We start from the raw sequence: 21116 nt of genomic DNA on the forward strand, positions 1-21116 counted from the left end.
GCAGGTCCTCCGGCAGGGATTTACCCCGCCGATGGTATCCCCTACCGCCCGCCGGTCAATTCACCGATGCGTCAGCCCAGCTCGCCCGCGAGCCCCTGCTCGATCAGTTCCGCCGTCTCGCCAGCCCCGTAAAGCGCGATGAAGCCGCCGAACCGCGGGCCCTGGCTGGCGCCCAGCAGGACCTCGTAGATTGCCTTGAACCAGTCGCGCAGCGGCTCGAACCCGTGCACCTTGCCGACCGCGAAAACCACTGACTGCAGGAACTCCTCGTCGCCGTAATCCGCCTGCGGCACCGGGTCGGTGTTGCCGACGATGGCGTTCTTCTGGGCGATCAGGTCCAGCGCATGGCCCTCGTCGCGCAGCGCCTTGGCCAGATCGACCAGCGCCGCCCGCTCCTGCTCGGTTGCGGCGCGGAACACCTTGGCCGGCTTCACGAAATCCTGATAATAGCGCACCGCGTGGCCGGCCGCCTGATCCATCCCCGGATGGGTCTCGGCGGTGGCGTCCGGCGCGTACTTGCGGATGAAGCCCCAAAGCGTCTCCTTGTCCTCGGCCCCCGACACGCTGGCAAGGTTGAGCAGCATCGAGAAGGTCACCACCATGTCCGACACCGGCACATCTCCGTTGTGGATGTGATGCACCGGGTTGTTCAGCCGCTGGGTCAGGTCCTGCCCTTCATAGGCGCGCAACTGCTGGTGATACTCGTCCACCGCCTTGGGGATGACGTCGAAATACAGCCGCTTCGCGGTCTTCGGCTTGAGATACATGAAGTAGCTCAGGCTCTCCGTCGAAGCATAGGTCAGCCATGCGTCGATGCTGATGCCGTTGCCCGACGACTTGGAAATCTTCTGCCCCTTGTCATCGAGGAACAGCTCATAGGTGAAATGCTCCGGCGGCCGCTGCCCGAGGATGCGGCAGATCCCGTCATAGATCGGCGTATTGGTCGAATGATCCTTGCCGTACATTTCGAAGTCGACACCCAGCGCCGCCCAGCGCGCGCCGAAATCGGGCTTCCATTGCAGCTTCACGTTGCCGCCGGTCACCGGCAGGGTCCACTCGCGCCCGTCCTCGTCGTCAAAGGTGATCTCGCCCTTCTCGGCGTCGACGTTCTTCATCGGCACATACAGCACCCGTCCGGTTTCCGGATGGATCGGCAGGAAGATCGAATAGGTCTGCCGCCGCTCCTCGCGCAGCGATTTCAGCATCACCTTCATCACGTCGTCATAGCGTTCGCAGGCGCGCAGCAGCACCTCGTCGAACTTGCCCGACCTGTAGAATTCGGTCGCCGAATAGAATTCGTATTCGAAGCCGAAGGTATCAAGGAACCGCCGCAGCATGGCGTTGTTGTGATCGCCGAAACTGTCGTGCGTGCCGAAGGGATCGGGCACGCTGGTCAGCGGCTTCTGCAGATGCTCGGCCAGCGCTTCTTGGTTGGGCACGTTTCCGGGCACCTTGCGCATCCCGTCCAGATCGTCCGAGAAACAGATCAGCCGCGTAGGAATGTCCGAAATCGCCTCGAAGGCGTGGCGGATCATCGTCGTGCGCAGCACCTCGCCGAAGGTCCCGATATGCGGCAACCCGGACGGCCCATAGCCTGTCTCGAACAGCACATGGCCCTTCTCCGGCGGCGCCTTTTCATAGCGTTTGAGCACGCGGCGCGCCTCTTCAAAAGGCCAGGCTTTCGAATTCAGGGCGGCGTCCCGCAGATCAGACATGGCAAAGGCTCTCCGATTTCCCCCATGCGCCCGATGCGCGCAGGTCGGCTCTCCCTATTGCGGGCGGGGCGCGGGGTCAATATTCTGCACTGCAACAGGAGATCTCCATGACCAACGATATCCCCCATTCGCTCAGCCCGCAGGACTGCCTCGTCGGCCTGATGATCGCCGTCTCGGCCTCGGATGAAAACATCCGCACCGCCGAGCTGGTCAAGATCGAGGCCGCGGTCAACAACCTGCCGGTGTTCGCGGAATACGATACCGACCGCATGAACTTCATCGGACGCATGGTCTTCGACCTGTTCGAGCAGGAAGACGGGCTCGACGCCCTGTTCGGCCTGATCCGCGACAACCTTCCCGAGCGGCTGTTCGAAACCGCCTATGCGCTGGCCTGCGACGTGGCCGCCGCCGACGGCACCCTGCGCGCCCCGGAACTGCGCCTGCTCGAGGAGATCCGCTACGAGCTAGACATCGACCGTCTTCACGCCGCCGCCATCGAACGCGGCGCGCGCGCGCGTCATCTCAAGGCCTGAGCGCCCGTAAAACCTCCGTCAAGTGGGGGAAATCACCCTACCCGGCCTGAAATCCCGTGCTACCCTGCTGGCCTGCAATTTTTCTGCTTGCCGCATTGATACGGAGGATTTCATGACCCGCATTCTCATTGCCTGCGCCGCCGCGTTTTTCCTGTTCACCGCCGCCGCCGAAGCCATCGCCGCGCCGCTCGTCGCCCAGATCGACGTCTCGAGCCAGACCATGACGGTCTATGAAAACGGCCGCGTCACCCACCGATGGCCGGTCTCCACCGCGCGCAAGGGCAAATGGACCCCGCGCGGCACCTATTCGGCCAAGTGGCTGTCACGCCACCATAAATCCAGCCTCTACAACAATGCGCCGATGCCCTATTCGATTTTTTTCAAGGGCAACTACGCGATCCACGGCACCAATCAGACCAAGTACCTCGGCCGACCGGCCTCGGCGGGCTGCATCCGCCTGCACCCGAGCAACGCCGCCGTGCTGTTCGACAAGGTGCGCCGCGTCGGTCTGAAGAACACGCGCGTGGTGATTAAAAATTAGGATGTGTCCGCTAATCGTGTTGGCTCGCTTCGGTTTCGAGGAAACAAGCCAACCGTAAATACCACGGAAGGCACTCATTGCTATCACATCCAGAACGTGAACTCGCTCCACGCCCGATACAACAAGTTCATCAAGCCCTTCTGCGGGCCGGCCACGAAGAACCTAAACGGCCACATTCGTTGGCTGGAGCTGCGGCTGGGAGGGGCGCTACCAGCCGACGTAATACGAACCTCATAGCGCAACTTCGATGCGGTCCGACGTCCGCTACGCGCATCAGTGAGTTGGTTCAATGCGATCGAATTTTTGCGACTACCGGAGCGAACGATCCATGAAATAGACTTTGTCCCGCCACTCATCTGGGAACCCATTAGGGTGTGCTATCGGGACAAAACCAGCATTCTCATACATTGTGCGCGCATGCGTTAAGAATGTGGCTGATGAATAGAATACACGCTGGTATCCGTCGGCGATCATCTGCTCAAACATGGCGTCCAGCAATTTGCGACCAAGGCCATGGCCTCGACCAGAGACACTCACAAACATTCTTTTGAATTCAGCAACTCCCGGTTCTGCTTCGCTGTACATAACACATCCAGAGGGCTTCCCATCCACCGAGGCAATCAGAATTCCGCCAAGGGGTCGCTTGTGAATGTCGGGTAGATTTTCAAGGGTCGCTTCGAATGCAACCGGGTTCATCGGATGATCGTCACCTCTTGGCCAATCCGGTGGGTAGTTTTTCCAATGCCAGTCCAACCAATCTCGACAGAGTGCACGTGCCGCTTCCAAGTCCTTCGCATCGCGTGATAGCCGCACAGATATTTCCGCCATGTCAAAAACCCTCAAAACTCACCACAGACCGTTGCGTTTCCGTAGAATTAAGTCAATTCAACTGGGCTGAGTAAGCGGACATTGGTTGAAAAAGCTTGGAAGGTAACTTTGTCCGCATTGCCGACCAACACGATTTGCGGACGCCCCCAGAAACTAAGGTGCAGGTGCAGGGTCAACCCTGGTCGGCCAGGGCGCCGACCGGCTCCGGCCCGGCGCTCTCGCTGGCCTCCTCGACAAAGGCATACCCCCAGCGCTGCAACAGCTTCTGTTGCAGCTTTTTCGAGCGCGCATTCCACGCCCGCCCGCCTTCGGGCCGCTCGCGTTCGGCCTTGGTCAGCGCATCCCGGCGCGGCGCATCGGCGGTGAAGATCGCAAAGGCCAACTCGGTCCCGTCAACCGCCGTGACATACCCCGCCAGCGCCGACACGAAGTTCAGCGTTCCGGTCTTGGCGTCCACCTCGACCGGGTGGTTCTCGATCACGCGCCGGCTGTCGTCGCGCATCGCGACCGGCTTCATCAGCGACCGCAAAGGCCCGTCGACGCGCGCCTCGCGCAGCATCGTCACCATGTCCTGCGCCGTCATCCGCGAATCGTCGCCCAGCCCCGAATGATCGACAAGCTCGACATCGGCGCTCAGACCATAGGTCTCGCGGGCCCATTCCGTCATCGCGGCGGCAGAGTCCCTCAGACCGGCGACCTCGCCCTTGCGCGCCTGCGTCGCCGCCTGCCCGACGACTTCCGCCGTCAGGTTGGTGGAATAGGTCATCATGTCGCCAAGGATGGTGGTCAGCGGCGCGCTGACGATCTGCGCCACGACCTCGCCCTCGGGCAGCGCCTTGGTGACCCTCGGCGTCTTCAGGGCAATTCCGTTGGTCCGGGCAAAGGTCTGGAACACCTCGCCGGCATAAAGCTCGGGCTTGCGCACCGGCAGCCACCGCGCCCCGCCGTTGCCCAGCGCCGCGCGGGCCACGGTCCAGTTGTCGCGCCCGGGTTGATCGTCATAGGTGTAGACCGGCAGAGACCGGTTCTCGACCGCCATGCGGGCAAAGCGCACGTCCGGCGTATGGCTTCCGCTGCGCGCATCCATGGTGACCGTATAGCTGCCACCCTGCTTCTTCCATTGAAAGTGCACACGGTTGTAGTTCAGGTTCAGCCCCGACACGGCCGGGTTGTACCCAACGTGATCCGGCTGCTCGCTGTCGATCCCGGGCGAGAACGGCAAAAACCCGCCCCAGACCAGAAAATCGCCCTCGACCTCGCGGATACCCGCCGCCTTCAACTGCTTGGCAAGCTCGGCCAGCCGGTCCGTGTCCAGCGTCGGATCACCACCTCCGGCCAGCACCAGATCGCCCTTCACGACACCCTCGACGACAGGCCCGGTGGCCTGCACCGTCGTCGGAAACCGGTGGTCCGCGCCCAGCGCCTCCAGCGCGTAAAGCGTGGTGATTGCCTTCATCACGCTGGCCGGCGGCAATCCGGTCAGCCCCTTCTCGGCCTCGTGCAGCTTGCCGCTGCGCACGTCCATCACCGCAAAGCTCACTTCGCCCGACAGCCGCGATCCGGCAAGGATGTCGTCGATGCTGTCGATGATCGGCGTCGTGCTGCCAGGGCGCGCCACCGGCCGGACGGACCGTGCGGGCGCGTCGCCCAGCGCCTGCGCCGCCATGAAACCCAGCGCAGACCCCAAAAATACCCTGCGAGATAATTTTTTGGTCATGTTGCGATTAAACCTCAGTCGCCGAGTCCAAACAAGCGGACCGGCTGCGAATTAACGACGATTTTAACGATAAGTGGGCCGTGGCGATGCGCCGGCTCAGTCCGACGCGCCCCAGCCGCCCCCGGCCCGGATCGCGCTCGAGCTTTCGGCCCGCATCGGCACGTTCACGAAGCACCACGCCGGCGCCTCGGCCCGCGCCAGCCTCTGCGACTCGCGGCCCCGGATGCGCGCGCCCGCGTAAACCCGCGCCGGCTTCGAATTGCGCGCCCGGATGCGGTCGCCCGGCCGGGCCAGTATGCCGACGGGAACGCTTTCCATGATCTGTCGCCAATCCTGCCACTGCGGCAGCTGCACCAGGTTGTCCGCGCCCATCAGCCATACGAATTCGAGACCTCGATAATGTTGTCTGAGGGCTCTCAACGTCTCGGCGGTATACCTTGTTCCTGCCTGTGCCTCGAAATCGCTAATCTCAACCTTGGGATGTTGCATCAGCTTGCGCGCCGCCGCGATACGGTCTTCGATCGGGGCCGGACCATGCGGCTTCAGCGGGTTGCCGGGCGACACCAGCCACCACACCCGGTCCAGCCCGAACCGTTTCAGCGCCTCGCGGGTGATATGCACATGGCCCTCATGCGGCGGATCGAACGACCCGCCCAGCAGACCCACGGTCTGTCCGGGACGGTTGGCGGGAAGATGCGGCACCGCGGGCCTCCTCGATCAAAACGCCCTCATGTCAGGCATTTACCGCGGGCTTGTCAATCAATCGGGGCGCAGGCGTCGCCGATCGCAACCGCGCCGGGCCGCACCACCTCTGCTGTCATGCCGCCGTGGCCGCGCACCGCCGCATAACCGCCCGGGCCAAAGGCCTCGTCCATCCGGCTGCAGGGCGCGCAGGGCCCGGTGATCCTCAGCACCGCCGTGCCCACCTGCACCTCGCGCCGCCGCAGTCCCAGCAGGTTGATCCCCGACACCAGCAGGTTGCGCCGCAAGGCTTCGGGCGGCACCTCGCCCCGGCCAAGAAACGCCCCGATCACCGCCAGATGCTCGGCCTGCACCAGCGTCACCGCGCGTTTGCCCGGTCGCGCCCGGTCGCCCTCCAGCCCGTCGAACCCGATACTGGCCTGCTCGACCGGCATCATCGGGTCACGCCGGCCGGGCCGCAGCCCGATCCAGCGCACCGCGCCGGGCTGCGCCTGACGCGCGATCATTGCTTTCAGGGACACGGGGTCGCCAAGTTCAAAGTCCAGTCATCACGAAGTACAGGCCCGAGACGATCAAAGCCGCGCCGGTCCCGCGCGTCAACACGTCCGCCCGCCGCACGGTCTTTTCCAACAGAACGTAAAGCGCCAGACCGACGATCCAGTAGAGGTTCATGATCCCGCCGACAAACAGCAGCCCCATCAGCGCCCAGCAGCAGCCAAGGCAGAAGACGCCGTGACGCGCGCCCATCCGAAGCGCGCCCAAGGTGCCCGGCCTGTGGTGCGCCGTCAGGAAATGGACCGGGTTGCGGCAATGCCGAAGGCAGGCCGACTTGATCCCGCTGAACTGGTAGAGACCCGCCGCGATCAGGACGCCGCCCGCGAAGGCCCGCGATTGCAGCGTCATCATAGCGCCGCTCGACAGCCCGACATCCTCCAGCAGCCATTGCAGGCCCGCCGCCAGCAGCGAGAAGCCCCCCCATGCCAGCAGGTAGCCGGACAGGAACACCATGCCCAGAACCTGCGCCCGCGCGGCGTCGGCGCCGGCCTTCTTGACCGCGGTGAACAGCAGGACCATCGGCGCGGCGCTGGGGGTCATCATCGCAATCATCATCCCCCACCACATCAGCAGGACCAGCCCGAAATAACCGGCCGACCACGACACCCGCGCGTCCATCTCCATCGGCTGCCCCGGCGCGCGCGCCATGCCGGTCATGTCGATGGCCGTCATCTGCATCCCGACCCCGAACACGGTGTAGAGCCCGGCCAGCGCCACCACGACCAGAACCGCCACCGCGACGACCAGCCTGTCCCTGCGTGCCAGCGTCTCGGCAAGCCCGCGCCCGTGCTGCCCGGCAACCTTTTGCATCGCGGCCTCCAATTCAGGCCCGGACGACGCCCTGGCCCGTCAGGTGCAGATTGGCGACATGCGAATGCGTGTCGCTGTTTTTGAGAAGCTCGATCGCGCCGCCCTCGGTCCTGGTGCTGCCCTGCGCCATCGTGGCTTCGGCAAACTCGAACCCGTGCGGCAGGGCGATGCTGATCCGGTGCGGCTCGCCCGAGACGATGTTGGGGATCGGCTTCACGGCCATGTCGAAGACGCCCTCGACCTTGACCGATCCGGTGCCGGTCTCGCGGTCGTAATCCAGGCTGATCGGCGCATAGATCGTCGGGTGCTTGTTCGGCGTCATCTTGCCGAACACGTACCAGAACGTCGCCATTTCCTCGGTATCGCCCCCCGACATGATGGTTTCCAGCGCCGCGCGCTGCTCCTCGGTGGCGGTCTCGTCGATCACCAGCTGGATCTGTCCGTTGCCCTCGTGGATCGGCCCCGGCCACTTCAGGACCATCGCGGCCTTCAGCCCGCCAAGGTCGACATCGCCGTAATGGCCTTCGCTGAATTCAAACCCGGCCGCGGCCTCGCAGGTGCCATCGGTCGGCAACTGGCTGAATTGGCAGGGACATCCGGAGTTGCAGTTGCAATTGGCCAGTTCCGTGGCCTTGATCATCCAATCGGTCATGACGTCTGTCCTTGAAATAACATTGCGACGCTGCCCGAAACGCGCCCGTCCGAAAAAGCCTCGGTTGGTAAAATCTTTTGCCCGAAAAAGAGGGATCGAATAAGCAATCCGTAAGGTGACAGGATACTCCCGCTGCGGCGTTCAGTCAAAGCGCCGGTCGGCTCCCGCGCCTTGCTGCCGCTTCCCGATTGCTCCCGCCTGCCCGCTCCGCTATCACCGCCGGTAACTCCACGCTCACCGAACCCGAGGACCCCATGGCGGCTTATCAATACGTGTATCACATGGACGGCCTGTCCAAGACCTACCCCGGCGGCAAGAAGTGCTTCGAGAACATCCGCCTCAGCTTCCTTCCGGGCGTCAAGATCGGCGTCGTCGGCGTCAACGGCTCGGGCAAATCCACCCTGATGCGGATCATGGCCGGGCAGGACACCGACTACACCGGTGAAGCCTGGGCCGCCGAGGGTGCCAAGGTCGGCTATCTGCCGCAGGAGCCCGAACTCGACCCCGCGCTCACCGTGCGCGAAAACGTCATGCTGGGCGTCGCCGGCAAGAAGGCCATCCTCGACAAGTACAACGAACTGGCGATGAACTACTCGGACGAGACCGCCGACGAGATGGCCAAGCTGCAGGATCAGATCGACAGCGAAAACCTCTGGGATCTCGACAGCCAGATCGACGTCGCCATGGAGGCCCTGCGCTGCCCGCCCGACGACGCCGATGTCAGCACCCTCTCGGGCGGTGAGAAGCGCCGCGTCGCGCTCTGCAAGCTCTTGCTCGAAGCCCCCGACATGCTGTTGCTCGACGAACCGACCAACCACCTCGACGCCGAAACCATCGCCTGGCTGCAGCAGCACCTGATCGACTACAAGGGCACCATCCTGATCGTCACCCACGACCGCTATTTCCTCGACGACATCACCGGCTGGATCCTCGAGTTGGACCGCGGCCGCGGCATCCCCTACGAGGGCAACTACTCGGCTTGGCTCGAACAGAAGGCCAAGCGCCTCAGCCAGGAGGCCCGCGAGGACAAGGCCAAGCAGAAGACGCTGGAGCGCGAGCTGGAATGGATGCAGCAGGGCGCCAAGGCGCGTCAGGCCAAGTCCAAGGCCCGTATCCAGGCCTATGAGGAGATGGCCAACCAGTCCGAGCGCGAAAAGATCACCCGCGCCCAGATCGTCATCCCCAATGGCCCGCGCCTCGGCGGCAAGGTGATCGAGGTCGAGGGCCTCAAGAAGCACATGGGCGACAAGCTCCTGATCGAGGACCTCACCTTCTCGCTCCCCCCCGGCGGCATCGTCGGCGTCATCGGCCCCAACGGCGCCGGCAAGTCGACGCTGTTCAAGATGCTCACCGGGCAGGAAAAACCCGACGAGGGCACAATCGAATACGGCGACACCGTCGATCTGTCCTACGTCGACCAGTCGCGCGACGATCTCAAGGCCAATGACACTGTGTGGGAGGCGATCACCGGCGGCGCCGAGATCATCCAGCTGGGCGACGCCCAGGTGAACTCCCGCGCCTATTGCTCGTCCTTCAACTTCAAGGGCGGCGACCAGCAGAAGAAGGTGGGCCTGCTGTCAGGCGGCGAACGCAACCGCGTCCACATGGCGCGCCTGCTGAAAGAGGGCGGCAACGTCCTGCTGCTCGACGAACCCACCAACGACCTCGACGTCGAGACCCTCCGCGCCTTGGAGGACGCCCTCGTCGACTTCGCCGGCTGCGCCGTCGTCATCTCCCACGACCGCTTCTTCCTCGACCGCATCTGCACCCACATCCTCGCCTTCGAGGGCGACGCCCACGTCGAATGGTTCGAAGGCAACTTCGAGGACTACGAGGAAGACAAGAAACGCCGGCTGGGGGCGGACGCGCTGGAGCCGAAGCGGCTGAAGCACAAGAAGTTTGCGCGGTAGAAGGTCTACGCGCTAGTGTTGTTGATTAATGAAGCTTCCACGCCAATGCCACCAGCAATTCGAAGGAGTTTGGCTACATGCAATGGCGCGCTGAGGCAGTTAAGAAATTCGGCCCTGTTGCGTGGTTGCTTCTTATCGCGTCAGTGACCTCGGCTCTCGCGGGATTGTATCAACTCAGCCTCAACGCTTATACCCGTTACTTTAGAAACCCTCTAATCTCCATAAAAGTCTGCAATATTCCGAATTACTGTGCGGCCGACAACGCAAGGCTCGCGGATCATCTGGATAGATATATGGGTCGCATTGTGTCGCTAGACCTTTCGTATCACCTATTAACGTCATCATATATTGAAGGGCCATGCACTGTAGACCAGGAAATCAGCGAAATTGGTGCCGGTAATGCGGCTAGCCCGGCTCGCTGGTTGATCCCTATCAAATTGGACGACTGCGGGGTCACGCATATGTACTTTATTGATAATGATTTCTCATTCCCGATGATCCACACATACATGGGCGGCTCTGTATGGAAAATTACCGGCAACTACTATGTAGGATTTAAGGGAGGCCGGTATCTGCTTACTATGGCGCGTTAAAAACTGCCTTGATCTAATACCCGATTAGGCAAACGTAGGATACGCTGCCCCCCATTACACCCGCAGCAAGCGTAGGGTCAGCCGCACTCCGCCCCCCGAATTTCATCCCGTAGGCCGGGCTTCAGCCCGGAACCCTGTGCCCCCACCACAAACGCAGCCCCATCACGCAGCCGCACAACCGCCGGGCTGAAGCCCGGCCTACACCGGCCTGCACGTGGCACGCACCCATGTGACACGCACCCATGCGGCACACCCTACGGCTCCCCATATCCTTCATCGAAATCCGCGCCCGAGACCTCCGGCTCCACCCGCCCCAACCGCACATCTCGATGGATCGACGAATACGGCCAATCCACCGCCCGCGGCACCAACCCATGCTTCACCGGATTGAGCAAACAATACCGGACATGCGCCCGGTAATCCGCCTCGCTCCGAATATGATGCTCCCAGAACCGCCGCTGCCAGATCGCCGCCTCGCGTTTATTCTCCCGAAGGCCGGGCTTCAGCCCGGCAAATCTTCCCGACCGCACCACCGGCAATTCGCTCGGCAACTCACCGTAAGCCGGGCTTAAGCCCGGCCTACCCCCAGCCCCGCCCGAATACTTCTCCCGCACCGCCCGCGTGTACATCGCCTTGATCGCCCCCCACCGAGTCGAATAATCGCTGTCCCCCGCCGGCAGGGTCCACACCGCGTGCAGGTGATCCGGCAACACCACCCAGGCCGCGATGTCGAACGGCCGGCGCATCCGCGTCACCCGCACCGCCGCGCGCAGCAGGTCCACCTCTTCCACCAGCAGCGTCCCGCCGCGCCGGGCCAGCGCCACGGTGAAGAACACCGTTGCCCCGGACACCTTCGGTCGCACGTAGTTCGACATGCGCCCATCCTCTCGCTGGCTGGTTAACATCGTCTGAACGCGCGGGCCTCTCGCGCCCGTCCCCTCACCCAGGGGGGCTTTTGTACAAAACAGGGGGTCGTTCTGTACAAATTGTACAAAACTCCCGATCACGCGAAGTTCAGCGCGGTTTCCCGCCGCCGCAACCTTTGGGCTTGCCAGAACCACCGGCACCTGTCATATCACCCGTGCTGACGATCTTCTTCTTCGACCCTTCTGTTTTCCGATACCGGCACACAGTCCTCGATCCAGACGTGAAAAGCCGGGCTGTCGCATTCTGCGGACAGCGTTGAAAACAAAGGAAACTTCACATGGCCACTGGCACCGTGAAATGGTTCAACACCACCAAAGGCTTCGGCTTCATCGCACCCGACGGCGGCTCCAAAGACGTGTTCGTGCACATCTCTGCCGTTGAGCGCTCCGGCCTGACCGGCCTGGCGGACAACCAGAAAGTCACCTTCGACATCGAATCCGGCCGCGACGGCCGCGAGAGCGCGACCAACCTCGCGCTGGCATAAGCCTTCGATCTTCGACCTTGAAAAGCGCGCTTCGGCGCGCTTTTTTTGTGCAAATCGTTGACATGCAACGATTAAAGTCCGACGATGGAACCAATTCCTCCACGCCGGAGTTGGTCTGATATCGCCACATAGGGAAGGCGGGGACCACCAGACCGAGGCATCAGGCCGAGCCACGTTCCCCTCCTCCCAATCGTCCGGACAGGACACCAAGGAAGAGGACAAACCGATGCTCTATACGATCCTGATCATCATCCTGATCTTGCTGCTGATCGGCGCTCTCCCGCGCTGGGGCCACTCGGCCAATTGGGGCTACGGTCCCTCGGGCATCCTCGGTGCCGTGCTGGTGATACTTATCATCCTGCTCCTGCTCGGAGCGATCTGACCCGCAAAGGAGGGTCGGGAATACCCGCCCCTCCGGTTTTCCTGACTTACCAAGAAGGAGGCTCTGCCGCATCCTTGTCGGCAGGAGGAAGAAGCCATGACAACTCGTCCCACCGAACCGAACCAGCCCAACCGCTCGACACGTCAACTTCCGCAGCCCGGACCGCGCATGCCGGAAACCTGGCGCTTCACGGATTGGGCCGCGCTCTGACAACCGTTTCGGGGCGGATGCCCCGTGACCTTCCTGCCTCTTTACCGCACTGGCCCTTGCGCCTAGGCTGATCAAAGGGGAGCATTGAGACAGGACAGCGCAACCATGTTCGATAACGATCATCCCCTGCTCAGCACCGCCAGCCTCACAGCATTGATATTGCACGAAGCCGCCAAGGGTCCGGTGACGCTTCAGGGGTGCTCCGACCGGTTGGACCGGTTGTTCGAGCAAGCTGGAAAGACACCCGGTCTCGACCTTGACGACCGCAAGGCCAGGCTCTCGCGACATTTGCACCACCTGACAATCGCCCGGATACTGGTGCCCGCCGATGAGGGTGACAGCCTGCGCCTGACCGATCGCGGCCACGAGGCGCTGGCATCGCACCCGGACGGTCTCGATCAGACCATCCTCGTGACCTACCCGGAATTCGCCGAGCATCTGCAGGCCACCGCCCACCATTCGGCCGGCATGGACCCGCGGATCGGCAGCTATGACGAGGGCTTTGACGCACGTCTGGACGGAATAACCTTCGACGCGAACCCCTATTCACCCAACAGCGTCGACCACCAGTCATGGAAGAACGGCTGGATGCAGGCCAACGAAAAAGAGCGTCAGGCAGAACCCTTTCGGCCCACCTCGGAACGCTGACATCCATACGCGCGACGTTATCTTTTGCGATCAGCTTTGCGCGCCCAGCCAGGCCACCGTCCACATTCCAACCCCGAAAACCGTGTGTGCGACAAGACCCATGAGACGCCCCTTCCACGGACGTGCTGTGTTCGACAGCGCGACGCCAAGCCCCATGCCAGGCTGAAGCAGGAACCAGCCTGCGGCGATGGTAATCAGCGCGAAGGTCCAGACCGGCAGAAACGTCGGCTGATCCAGCCAACCGGGGCCCGCCAGCAGCACCCAGACCACGCCGTAGAGCATGCCGACACCATAGTGTACGCCCCACCCCAGCGCTGTTTCCCCCGGCCACGGCCGGACGGCACCGATGTCATCGTGAAAGAAGCGCCCACGGCCCGCCTGCGCCGACCAGCGGCCGACATTGGCCCAGTTCGGACGCGGCTGGCCAAACCCGCGGGCCAGAACCTCGGCCCAGAGGTCCATCGCGATCGTGCCGCCAAGCCCGATGACAACGCCCGCCAAGATCAACCCTGTCATCAACGGAAGTCCCTTTGCCGCCGGTTGATCGAAGGCTGCCAGACCCGACCGGGGCCCGCAAGGCCGCACGGCCACAGTCGGAGGTTCTGCACATAACAACGCACCGTTTGCGTCGCATTGCTGCCTCAATTCACGCATTAACATGGATTACGGCAGCGACACATCGACAAGGGGACACCGACATGGCCATCATCGCAATCCTGGGCGCAAGTTTTCTTGGTTTCTGTGCCGGAGCTGTCGGATGGCTGGTGTTCGGTCTCAGCCTTGGTGCCGCCTTCGCGGTCTACCTTGCCTGCAGCCTGAGCCTGCCCACACTGCTGATCGTGGTCACGGCACTGCGTCAGGGTCAGGGCCCGCTGAGCCCCTCGGCTGACAGCGACGTGCTTGCCGCCTGACCGTCCCGTTGCCCTGCGCCCACAATCGGCGCGGGTCACGAATTCCTGACTCCAGATCGCCGCGGCACTGCCCTATCATTGCGGACGCTCGGGCATCGCAGGGGACAGCAGGATGATTTCACGCCGCAACTTTATCGGAACAGCCGCGGCCTCGCTTGCCGTTCCGGCCGTCGCCAAGGCCCAGACCAGCCTCGACCCCAAGTTCAATCCGCAATATGTCCGCGTCCGGTCGGACCTGCCCGCCGGGCAGATCGTCGTGCTGCAAAAGGCGCGCTTCCTTTACTGGGTCGAGGAACAGGGCAAGGCCCTGCGCTATGGTATCAGCGTCGGGCAGGCCGGGCTCGAATTCTCGGGCTCCGCCGTCGTCGAAGTCAAGAAGGAATGGCCGACCTGGCGGCCCACCGACGCGATGATCGAACGCAACCCCCGCGTCTACGGCAAGTTCAAGGGCAATACCGATGTGCAACCGGGCGGCCCCGGCAACCCGTTGGGCGCGCGTGCGATGTACCTGTTCCAGAACGGCGTCAACACCTATGCGGCGATCCACGGCACCGATGATCTGGGCTCGATCGGGCGCGCGGCCTCGAACGGCTGTTTCCGGATGGCCAATGCCCATGTGATGGACCTTTATCCGCGCATTCCAGTCGGCACTCCGGTCACCGTGCTCTGAGGCATCGCGCCTCCACGCAGCAGCGCGAGGATTTTCGATCTTGACCCCGGCAGGCAGGCGGCGGAAGTAGATTCATGTCTTACGATGTGATCGTCATCGGTGCCGGCCCCGCCGGATCGGCCGCCGCGCGGACCGCCGCGGCCGAGGGCCTGCGCGTGGCGCTGGTCGACAAGGCGGTGTTTCCCCGCGACAAGCTGTGCGGCGGTGGGTTCACCGGCCGTGCCGCGATTTATTACCGCGAGATTTTTCAAACCGAACTGCCAGCGGATTTCACCTCGAAGGCGTCGGTGGCGCTTTATGCCTTCGGCGAGAAGCTGGGCCTGATCGAGGACATACCGCCGATCCACCTGACCATGCGGACCTCGCTTGACGCGCGCCTGCTTGCATTGGCCTGCGCCGCCGGAGCCGAGGATTTCACCGGCCGGCGGATTGCCGAACTCGACCCCGAGGCCGGGCGCGTCACCCTGTCGGATGGAGCCGTGCTGACCGCGCCGGTGGTGATCGGGGCGGACGGTGTGAACAGCGCCACCGCGCGCGCGCTTTTCAGGCGGGCCTTCGATCCCGCAGAGGTGGGTTTCGCGCTGGAGACCGAGGCACCCGCGATCGCGCCCGACGCGACGCTGCGCATAGATCTGGGCGCCGCGGAGTGGGGTTACGGCTGGTCCTTTCCCAAGCCTGGGAGCCACACGGTGGGCGTCGGTGGGGTGTATGGCCGCAACCCGGACATGAAGGCCCGGATGCGGGTCTATCTGGAGGGGCTCGGCCTGCCCGGGGACACGCCCGTGAAAGGCCAGTTTCTGCCTTTCGGCAAGGCCCGCAAGCGGCCGGGCCGGGCCAATGTCCTGTTGGCGGGCGATGCCGCCTGGCTGGTCGATCCGGTCACCGGCGAGGGCATCGGCTATGCGATGAAGTCCGGGCAGATGGCGGCGCTTGCGGCCCGCGATGCGCTGGCGCGGCATGAACCTGAGATGGCGCTGACGCTTTATCGTCACCGGCTGCGTCCGATCCTTGCGGCCATGCGGCACGCCAATCGCCTGCGGGTGCTGCTCTATCGCGGCCCGCTGCAACGCGGTTTCGTGCGCGCGGCGCGCGGGTCCGGGCGGCTGCGGCACGATTACATGGCGCTTCTGGGCGGCGAAATCGAATACCCGCAACTGATGCGGCGGGTGATGTGGCGGCTGCCCGATTACCTGAGCCGCGCGTCGGGCCTGATGCGGCGGCCTTGACCGAGGGGCAGTTAGCCCGGACACTCGGGGCGACCCCGGAATTTCGGAAGGACCGCGCATGCCCCTGACCAGACGCTTGTTTCTTGCCCTCGGACTGGGCGCCATGGCGGGCGTCACGGCCTGCGCCCGACCGCCGGTGGCCGGCAAGGTGACGCTGGCCCCGGGCACCCGGCTGATCCTGCTGCGCCATGCCGACCGCAACGGTTCCGACCTCAGCGACATCGGCAGGGCGCGCGCCGCGGCCTTGCCTGCCGCGCTGGCGGGCCTTCCGATCGACGTGATCTACAGCCCCGGCATTCAGCGCAACCTCGATACCGCGGCGCCCCTCGCGGCGGCGCGCGGCCTGGAGGTGACCCGCATCCCGCAGGAGCGTCCGGCACCGATCATCGCCGCGCGCAGCCCCGGCCAATCGGTGGTCTGGGTCGGCAACAAGGGCAACCTGAAGAGTATCTGGTCTGATCTCGACCCCGGCGGCGCACCGCCACTGGAATACGGCGACCTGGCGATCCTGACCGCCGACGCGACGGGCACCCTGCAGGTATTGCGCCGGCGCTGGGAACCGGCCTAGACCGGCGGAACCTGCCTTGGCGACATGAAAAATTTCTTGAAAGACGTCCGAACAGACCTCATATTTCCGGCGCGAAGTTATCTATCGACCACTGCTCCTTCACGGCTCAGTCTTTCGATCTGCACTGACTAAGCCGGGCTGCCGCACTTCCGCGGGCAGCAAACACCAGGAGTAGACACATGGCCACTGGCACTGTGAAATGGTTCAACACCACCAAAGGCTTCGGCTTCATTGCACCCGATGGCGGATCGAAGGACGTCTTCGTGCATATCTCTGCCGTTGAACGCTCGGGCCTGACCGGTCTGGCGGACAACCAGAAGGTGACTTTCGACATCAAGCCGGGCCGCGACGGCCGCGAGGCTGCCGAGAACATCGCACTGGCGTAAGATTGCGCCGTGCGACATGAAAGGCTCCGCTTCGGCGGGGCCTTTTTCGTTGCACGGGGTCTGATCACAAGGAGCGCCTGCGGCGCGCAGGTTTATGGGTGGGTGTCGCGCAACGGGCGCTAGGAAGACGTTTTTCCGACGGAGACGCCAGAGGCGCGGGCGGATGCCTCCGGCGGGAGTTTTTCTTGCAAGATGAAAGAGGGAGACCGGGTTCAGCCTGGCTCGGCGGTCTTGATCAATTGCTCGACGTGCGGGCCGATGCCCTCGACGATGCGCGCGACGCCCTTGGCGTTGGGGTGAATGCCGTCGCCCTGCATGAGCCCCTTGGCGGCCATCGGATCGGTGCCACCCTCCATAAGGATCTCGAAAAAGGCCGGAGCCTCCTGCGCGGCATATTGCGCCGCAAGGTCAGGGTACATGCCGTCGAAGGCGGTCTTGTAGTCGGCACCATAGTTGCCCGGTGCGCGCATCGGCACCAGCATGGTCGCGAGACCGGCGCTTGCGGCCACCTTGAGGATGCCGTCGAGGTTGGCGCGGGCGACCTCGGGCGCGATGCCGCGCAGCACATCGTTGCCACCCAGCGCCACGATCATGGCGTCGATCTCGGGCGTCAGCGACCATTCCACCCGCGCCAGCCCACCTGCCGTGGTGTCGCCCGACACGCCGCCATTGATCAGCGTCACCTCATGGCCGCGCGCGTCGAGCCAGGCCTGCATCTGCGGCACGAAGCCTTCGTCAGACGGCAATCCGTAGCCTTGGATCAGGCTGTCGCCCAGCAGCAGGATTTCAAGCTCATCCGCCGCCGCGGGGGCCGCGAGCGTCAAAACCAAGGCCAGCGTCTTGCTCAACCCCCGGCCGACCCCATATGTCAAAAGCTGCAACATTGCCCGAAAGGCCCTTTTCATGGTTGATCCCGTCCTGTCGCTTAAAGATGTGCACTTGGCGCTGGATGGCAATGCCGGGAGGGTCGAGATCCTGCACGGCATCTCTCTGGACGTCGCGAAAGGCTCTTCGATCGGGCTGATCGGCCCTTCGGGATCAGGCAAGTCGTCGTTGCTGATGCTGATGGGTGGGCTTGAGCGCGCCACCAGCGGCACGGTGACCGCGCTGGGGCAGGATCTGGGCGCGATGAGCGAAGACGCCCTGGCGCGGTTCAGGCGTGACCACATGGGGGTGGTGTTTCAGAGCTTTCACCTGATCCCCACGATGACCGCACTGGAAAACGTTGCCACGCCGTTGGAGCTGGCCGGGCACCGCGATGCCTTTGACCGCGCCGAGGCCGAGCTGGAAACCGTCGGATTGGCGCATCGCGCCGGTCACTACCCGGCGCAGATGTCGGGCGGGGAACAGCAGCGCGTGGCTTTGGCGCGGGCCTCGGCCCCGCGCCCGCATATCCTGCTGGCCGATGAGCCGACCGGCAACCTCGACGAGACCAACGGCGGTGCGATCATGGACCTGCTGTTCGGGTTGCGCGACCGGCACGGGGCGACGCTGGTGCTGGTGACGCATGCGCCGGCGCTGGCCGATCGTTGTGACCGGGTTGTGCGGCTGCGCGATGGCCGGGTGGATACCGCCGTGCGCGAGGCCGCCGAATGAGCCTTGCCACCTCGGCCCGCTTCGCCCGCCGTGAGCTGCGCGGCGGCCTGCGCGGGTTTCGCATCTTTCTGGCCTGCCTGGCGCTTGGGGTCGCGGCAATCGCCGGGATCGGCATGGTGCGGGCCTCGATCCAGATGGGGCTGGAGGAGAAGGGCGCGGAACTGCTGGGCGGCGATGCCGAGCTGCGCTTTACCTATCGATTTGCCGAGGCCGATGAGCGCGACTGGCTGGAAGAGCGCGCCACGGCGGTTTCTGAGATGGTCGATTTCCGCTCGCTGGCGGTAGTGGACCGGGACGGAACCACCGAGCGCGCGCTGACGCAGGTCAAGGCAGTGGACGACGCCTATCCGTTGCTGGGCGCGGTTGTGCTGGAGCCCGCAATGCCACTGCACGAGGCGCTGGCCGGACAGGGCGCGGTGATGGCGCCGGTGCTGGCGGACAGGCTGGGGTTGACCCCGGGCGATAGCTTCCGGCTGGGCGAACAGGGATTCACCCTCTCGGCGGTGCTGAAGGTCGAGCCGGACAACGCCGGCGGCGGCTTCGACCTGGGGCCGAGGACGCTGGTGCGGACCGCTGCGCTGGAGGGTTCGGGCCTGCTGCAACCCGGCACGCTTTACGAGACGCATTACCGGATGGCGCTGCCGCCGGGCACCGAGCTGGCAGCGCTGTCGCGGGAGGCGCGGGCGCGGTTTTCCGACACCGGGGGCCGCTGGCGCGACGCCCGCAATGGCGCCCCCGGCGTGCGGCTGTTCGTCGACCGGCTGAGCAACTTCCTGATCCTCGTGGGCCTGTCGGGCCTTGCGGTGGGGGGCGTGGGCGTATCAGCGGCGGTGCGGGCCTACCTGGCGACGAAAACCTCGGTTATCGCCACCTTGCGCACCCTGGGGGCGACGCGGAAGGTGATCTTCCTGACCTATTTCCTGCAAATCGGGGCGCTGAGCCTTCTGGGCATTGCGCTGGGGCTGGTGCTTGGTGCGATGGTGCCGCTGGTACTGGCGCCGCTGTTGCAGTCCCAATTGCCGGTGCCGGCAATCTTTGCGCTGCATCCCGGACCGCTGGCGGAGGCCGCGCTTTACGGCACCTTCACAGCGCTGATTTTTACCCTCTGGCCACTGGCGCGGACCGAAGACATCCGCCCCGCCACCCTGTTCCGGGACGCGCTGGACAGCGCCAGACTGGTGCCACACTGGCCTTACATTGGGGCGACGCTGCTACTTTTCGCCGGGCTGCTGGGCTCGGCCATGCTGTTTTCCGGCGCGTCCACCCTGACGCTCTGGACCGCCGGTGGCATCATCGGCGCGCTGGCCGTGCTGGCGCTTGCCGCGTTCCTGATCCGCCGCATCGCGCACCGCTCGCAGCGGGCGGCGCGGCACCGACCGGCGCTGCGTTGGGCCTTGTCGGCCATTTCCGGCCACCACGAGGGCGCGGCCTCGACCGTGTTGTCGCTGGGGCTCGGGCTGTCGGTGCTGGCGGCGGTGGGCCAGATCGACGGCAACATGCGCGCGGCGATCCAGACAGAACTGCCTGACGTGGCGCCGTCGTTCTTCTTCGTCGATATCCAGAAGGACCAGATGCCAGGTTTCCGGGCGCGGCTGGACGCGGACGCGGCGGTGTCGCGGGTCCAGAGCGCGCCGATGCTGCGCGGGGTGATCACCAAGATCAACGGCGTCCCGGCACGTGAGGTCGCAGGCAACCACTGGGTGATCCGTGGCGACCGGGGCGTGACCTATGCCGACGCCCTGCCCGAAGACACCACGATCACCGCCGGCGAGTGGTGGGGCGCGGGCTATACCGGCAACCCGCAGATCAGCTTTGCCGCCGAAGAGGCCGATGAGATCGGGCTGAGCCTGGGCGACGAGATCACCGTCAACATCCTTGGGCGCGATATCACAGCCGCCATCACTTCGTTCCGCGAGGTTGATTTCTCGACGGCCGGAATCGGCTTTGTCATGACGATGAACGCCGCCGCGCTGCAAGCGGCACCGCACAGTTTCATCGCCACTGTTTATGCCGAGGAAGAGGCCGAGGCCACGATCCTGCGCGATCTGGCCACGCAGTTTCCCAATATCACCGCGATCCGGGTGAAGGACGCGGTTGACCGGGTGGCCGAGATCCTCGCCGGGATCGCTTCGGCCACCGCGTGGGGCGCGGCGACAACGCTGCTGACCGGTTTCCTCGTGCTGATCGGTGCGGCGGCGGCGGGCGAACAGGCGCGTACCTACGAGGCGGCGGTGCTCAAGACGCTGGGCGCGGCGCGGGCGCGAATCCTGCAAAGCTTTGCCCTGCGTTCGGTGCTGCTGGGCGCGGCGGCGGGGCTGGTGGCGCTGGCCGCAGGCGTCATCGGCGGCTGGGCGGTCATGACCTTCGTGATGGAGACCGACTATGCGGTGCAATGGGCCTCGGCGCTGCTGATCGTGTCGGGCGGGGTGCTGGCGACCCTGCTGTCGGGGCTGGCCTTCGCATGGCGTCCGCTGGCGGCGCGTCCGGCGCGGGTGCTGAGGGCGCGGGAGTAGCGCCGACAGGCAGCTGGCGTGCCGCCGGTGCGCTGACGT

The 21116-nt window shown here is 64.5% G+C and carries 24 protein-coding genes; 14 read left to right on the plus strand and 10 right to left on the minus strand.

The features are described from left to right. Positions 1-71: 71 nt before the first annotated feature. Positions 72-1715, minus strand: a complete 1644-nt coding sequence (locus tag AC04PT_RS11395; RefSeq protein ID WP_482873808.1) for a lysine--tRNA ligase — start codon at positions 1713-1715, stop codon at positions 72-74. A 107-nt stretch (positions 1716-1822) separates the two neighbouring features. Between AC04PT_RS11395 and AC04PT_RS11400 the strand changes: the two genes are divergently transcribed. Together AC04PT_RS11400 and AC04PT_RS11405 are read left to right on the plus strand one after the other, a co-directional pair. Then, positions 1823-2248 carry a tellurite resistance TerB family protein gene (locus AC04PT_RS11400; RefSeq protein WP_482873809.1) on the plus strand — a complete coding sequence of 142 codons (426 nt, stop codon included), beginning with the start codon at positions 1823-1825 and terminating at the stop codon, positions 2246-2248. 22 nt (positions 2249-2270) lie between these two features. After that, positions 2271-2789, plus strand: a complete 519-nt coding sequence (locus tag AC04PT_RS11405; protein WP_482873810.1) for a L,D-transpeptidase — start codon at positions 2271-2273, stop codon at positions 2787-2789. Between the two features lie 309 nt (positions 2790-3098). Here AC04PT_RS11405 and AC04PT_RS11410 read toward each other — a convergent pair whose 3' ends face one another. The 6 genes from AC04PT_RS11410 to AC04PT_RS11435 all read right to left on the minus strand — a co-directional run bounded on the left by AC04PT_RS11410 (position 3099) and on the right by AC04PT_RS11435 (position 8053). Beyond that, positions 3099-3617, minus strand: a complete 519-nt coding sequence (locus tag AC04PT_RS11410) for a GNAT family N-acetyltransferase (protein ID WP_482873811.1) — start codon at positions 3615-3617, stop codon at positions 3099-3101. A 172-nt stretch (positions 3618-3789) separates the two neighbouring features. Next, on the minus strand, positions 3790-5334 hold the full coding sequence (gene dacB, locus AC04PT_RS11415; RefSeq protein WP_482873812.1) for a D-alanyl-D-alanine carboxypeptidase/D-alanyl-D-alanine endopeptidase: 1545 nt from the start codon (positions 5332-5334) through the stop codon (positions 3790-3792). 96 nt (positions 5335-5430) lie between these two features. After that, positions 5431-6036: a nicotinate-nucleotide adenylyltransferase gene (locus AC04PT_RS11420; protein WP_482873813.1), complete on the minus strand. Its 606-nt coding sequence runs from the start codon at positions 6034-6036 to the stop codon at positions 5431-5433. Between the two features lie 53 nt (positions 6037-6089). Then, on the minus strand, positions 6090-6542 hold the full coding sequence (locus AC04PT_RS11425; protein ID WP_482873979.1) for an MOSC domain-containing protein: 453 nt from the start codon (positions 6540-6542) through the stop codon (positions 6090-6092). A 28-nt stretch (positions 6543-6570) separates the two neighbouring features. Continuing rightward, positions 6571-7401, minus strand: coding sequence for a DUF2182 domain-containing protein (locus tag AC04PT_RS11430; protein ID WP_482873814.1), 831 nt, complete (start codon positions 7399-7401; stop codon positions 6571-6573). 13 nt (positions 7402-7414) lie between these two features. Beyond that, positions 7415-8053, minus strand: a complete 639-nt coding sequence (locus tag AC04PT_RS11435; protein WP_482873815.1) for a DUF1326 domain-containing protein — start codon at positions 8051-8053, stop codon at positions 7415-7417. Between the two features lie 254 nt (positions 8054-8307). On the opposite strand from AC04PT_RS11435, the gene ettA reads away from it, so the two are divergent. Both ettA and AC04PT_RS11445 read left to right on the plus strand, forming a co-directional pair. Next, positions 8308-9963 (plus strand): energy-dependent translational throttle protein EttA, encoded by a 1656-nt coding sequence (ettA, locus tag AC04PT_RS11440; RefSeq protein ID WP_482873816.1) that lies wholly within the window; start codon positions 8308-8310, stop codon positions 9961-9963. Positions 9964-10040: 77 nt separating this feature from the next. Further along, positions 10041-10556, plus strand: coding sequence for a hypothetical protein (locus tag AC04PT_RS11445; RefSeq protein WP_482873817.1), 516 nt, complete (start codon positions 10041-10043; stop codon positions 10554-10556). Positions 10557-10810: 254 nt separating this feature from the next. Here AC04PT_RS11445 and AC04PT_RS11450 read toward each other — a convergent pair whose 3' ends face one another. Next, a complete protein-coding gene (locus tag AC04PT_RS11450) occupies positions 10811-11431 on the minus strand; it encodes an REP-associated tyrosine transposase (protein WP_482873818.1) in 621 nt (206 codons plus the stop codon). Between the two features lie 329 nt (positions 11432-11760). Between AC04PT_RS11450 and AC04PT_RS11455 the strand changes: the two genes are divergently transcribed. From AC04PT_RS11455 to AC04PT_RS11465, 3 genes are all read left to right on the plus strand, one after another. Next, the gene (locus AC04PT_RS11455; protein WP_482873819.1) at positions 11761-11967 is read left to right on the plus strand and encodes a cold-shock protein; all 207 of its coding nucleotides are present in this window, start codon (positions 11761-11763) and stop codon (positions 11965-11967) included. A 226-nt stretch (positions 11968-12193) separates the two neighbouring features. Next, positions 12194-12349, plus strand: coding sequence for a DUF3309 family protein (locus AC04PT_RS11460; RefSeq protein ID WP_482873820.1), 156 nt, complete (start codon positions 12194-12196; stop codon positions 12347-12349). A 315-nt stretch (positions 12350-12664) separates the two neighbouring features. Beyond that, positions 12665-13207: a ribosome modulation factor gene (locus AC04PT_RS11465; RefSeq protein ID WP_482873821.1), complete on the plus strand. Its 543-nt coding sequence runs from the start codon at positions 12665-12667 to the stop codon at positions 13205-13207. Between the two features lie 30 nt (positions 13208-13237). Here the strand turns inward: AC04PT_RS11465 and AC04PT_RS11470 are convergent, their stop codons facing one another. Beyond that, the gene (locus tag AC04PT_RS11470) at positions 13238-13723 is read right to left on the minus strand and encodes a DUF2938 domain-containing protein (protein WP_482873822.1); all 486 of its coding nucleotides are present in this window, start codon (positions 13721-13723) and stop codon (positions 13238-13240) included. Positions 13724-13905: 182 nt separating this feature from the next. Here AC04PT_RS11470 and AC04PT_RS11475 point away from each other — a divergent pair, with 182 nt between their 5' ends. The 5 genes from AC04PT_RS11475 to AC04PT_RS11495 all read left to right on the plus strand — a co-directional run bounded on the left by AC04PT_RS11475 (position 13906) and on the right by AC04PT_RS11495 (position 16968). Beyond that, complete coding sequence (locus tag AC04PT_RS11475; protein WP_482873823.1) at positions 13906-14118, plus strand: hypothetical protein; 213 nt, start codon at positions 13906-13908, stop codon at positions 14116-14118. 112 nt (positions 14119-14230) lie between these two features. Beyond that, positions 14231-14788 (plus strand): L,D-transpeptidase, encoded by a 558-nt coding sequence (locus AC04PT_RS11480; RefSeq protein ID WP_482873824.1) that lies wholly within the window; start codon positions 14231-14233, stop codon positions 14786-14788. Between the two features lie 74 nt (positions 14789-14862). After that, complete coding sequence (locus tag AC04PT_RS11485) at positions 14863-16014, plus strand: geranylgeranyl reductase family protein (protein WP_482873825.1); 1152 nt, start codon at positions 14863-14865, stop codon at positions 16012-16014. Between the two features lie 58 nt (positions 16015-16072). Beyond that, positions 16073-16582: a histidine phosphatase family protein gene (locus AC04PT_RS11490; protein ID WP_482873826.1), complete on the plus strand. Its 510-nt coding sequence runs from the start codon at positions 16073-16075 to the stop codon at positions 16580-16582. Positions 16583-16761: 179 nt separating this feature from the next. Beyond that, positions 16762-16968 carry a cold-shock protein gene (locus AC04PT_RS11495; RefSeq protein ID WP_048532637.1) on the plus strand — a complete coding sequence of 69 codons (207 nt, stop codon included), beginning with the start codon at positions 16762-16764 and terminating at the stop codon, positions 16966-16968. Between the two features lie 212 nt (positions 16969-17180). On the opposite strand, the gene AC04PT_RS11500 is transcribed toward AC04PT_RS11495, so the two are convergent. After that, the gene (locus tag AC04PT_RS11500) at positions 17181-17852 is read right to left on the minus strand and encodes an arylesterase (RefSeq protein WP_482873827.1); all 672 of its coding nucleotides are present in this window, start codon (positions 17850-17852) and stop codon (positions 17181-17183) included. 19 nt (positions 17853-17871) lie between these two features. Between AC04PT_RS11500 and AC04PT_RS11505 the strand changes: the two genes are divergently transcribed. Both AC04PT_RS11505 and AC04PT_RS11510 read left to right on the plus strand, forming a co-directional pair. Next, entirely contained in the window at positions 17872-18564 is a 693-nt protein-coding gene (locus tag AC04PT_RS11505; RefSeq protein WP_482873828.1) for an ABC transporter ATP-binding protein, read from the plus strand. Next, entirely contained in the window at positions 18561-21077 is a 2517-nt protein-coding gene (locus AC04PT_RS11510) for an ABC transporter permease (protein WP_482873829.1), read from the plus strand. The genes AC04PT_RS11505 and AC04PT_RS11510 overlap by 4 nt, the downstream gene beginning before the upstream one ends. Positions 21078-21116 lie beyond the last annotated feature (39 nt).

This window comes from Litorisediminivivens sp. KMU-197, from assembly GCF_056858395.1.

Bases quoted from the DNA above. Each gene is read 5' to 3' on its own strand.
- AC04PT_RS11395 (WP_482873808.1), bottom strand. From the start codon at position 1,715: ATGTCTGATCTGCGGGACGCCGCCCTGAATTCGAAAGCCTGGCCTTTT.
- AC04PT_RS11400 (WP_482873809.1), top strand. From the start codon at position 1,823: ATGACCAACGATATCCCCCATTCGCTCAGCCCGCAGGACTGCCTCGTC.
- AC04PT_RS11410 (WP_482873811.1), bottom strand. From the start codon at position 3,617: ATGGCGGAAATATCTGTGCGGCTATCACGCGATGCGAAGGACTTGGAA.
- dacB (WP_482873812.1), bottom strand. From the start codon at position 5,334: ATGACCAAAAAATTATCTCGCAGGGTATTTTTGGGGTCTGCGCTGGGT.
- AC04PT_RS11425 (WP_482873979.1), bottom strand. From the start codon at position 6,542: ATGATCGCGCGTCAGGCGCAGCCCGGCGCGGTGCGCTGGATCGGGCTG.
- AC04PT_RS11430 (WP_482873814.1), bottom strand. From the start codon at position 7,401: ATGCAAAAGGTTGCCGGGCAGCACGGGCGCGGGCTTGCCGAGACGCTG.
- AC04PT_RS11435 (WP_482873815.1), bottom strand. From the start codon at position 8,053: ATGACCGATTGGATGATCAAGGCCACGGAACTGGCCAATTGCAACTGC.
- ettA (WP_482873816.1), top strand. From the start codon at position 8,308: ATGGCGGCTTATCAATACGTGTATCACATGGACGGCCTGTCCAAGACC.
- AC04PT_RS11445 (WP_482873817.1), top strand. From the start codon at position 10,041: ATGCAATGGCGCGCTGAGGCAGTTAAGAAATTCGGCCCTGTTGCGTGG.
- AC04PT_RS11450 (WP_482873818.1), bottom strand. From the start codon at position 11,431: ATGTCGAACTACGTGCGACCGAAGGTGTCCGGGGCAACGGTGTTCTTC.
- AC04PT_RS11455 (WP_482873819.1), top strand. From the start codon at position 11,761: ATGGCCACTGGCACCGTGAAATGGTTCAACACCACCAAAGGCTTCGGC.
- AC04PT_RS11460 (WP_482873820.1), top strand. From the start codon at position 12,194: ATGCTCTATACGATCCTGATCATCATCCTGATCTTGCTGCTGATCGGC.
- AC04PT_RS11465 (WP_482873821.1), top strand. From the start codon at position 12,665: ATGTTCGATAACGATCATCCCCTGCTCAGCACCGCCAGCCTCACAGCA.
- AC04PT_RS11470 (WP_482873822.1), bottom strand. From the start codon at position 13,723: ATGACAGGGTTGATCTTGGCGGGCGTTGTCATCGGGCTTGGCGGCACG.
- AC04PT_RS11475 (WP_482873823.1), top strand. From the start codon at position 13,906: ATGGCCATCATCGCAATCCTGGGCGCAAGTTTTCTTGGTTTCTGTGCC.
- AC04PT_RS11480 (WP_482873824.1), top strand. From the start codon at position 14,231: ATGATTTCACGCCGCAACTTTATCGGAACAGCCGCGGCCTCGCTTGCC.
- AC04PT_RS11485 (WP_482873825.1), top strand. From the start codon at position 14,863: ATGTCTTACGATGTGATCGTCATCGGTGCCGGCCCCGCCGGATCGGCC.
- AC04PT_RS11490 (WP_482873826.1), top strand. From the start codon at position 16,073: ATGCCCCTGACCAGACGCTTGTTTCTTGCCCTCGGACTGGGCGCCATG.
- AC04PT_RS11495 (WP_048532637.1), top strand. From the start codon at position 16,762: ATGGCCACTGGCACTGTGAAATGGTTCAACACCACCAAAGGCTTCGGC.
- AC04PT_RS11500 (WP_482873827.1), bottom strand. From the start codon at position 17,852: ATGTTGCAGCTTTTGACATATGGGGTCGGCCGGGGGTTGAGCAAGACG.
- AC04PT_RS11505 (WP_482873828.1), top strand. From the start codon at position 17,872: ATGGTTGATCCCGTCCTGTCGCTTAAAGATGTGCACTTGGCGCTGGAT.
- AC04PT_RS11510 (WP_482873829.1), top strand. From the start codon at position 18,561: ATGAGCCTTGCCACCTCGGCCCGCTTCGCCCGCCGTGAGCTGCGCGGC.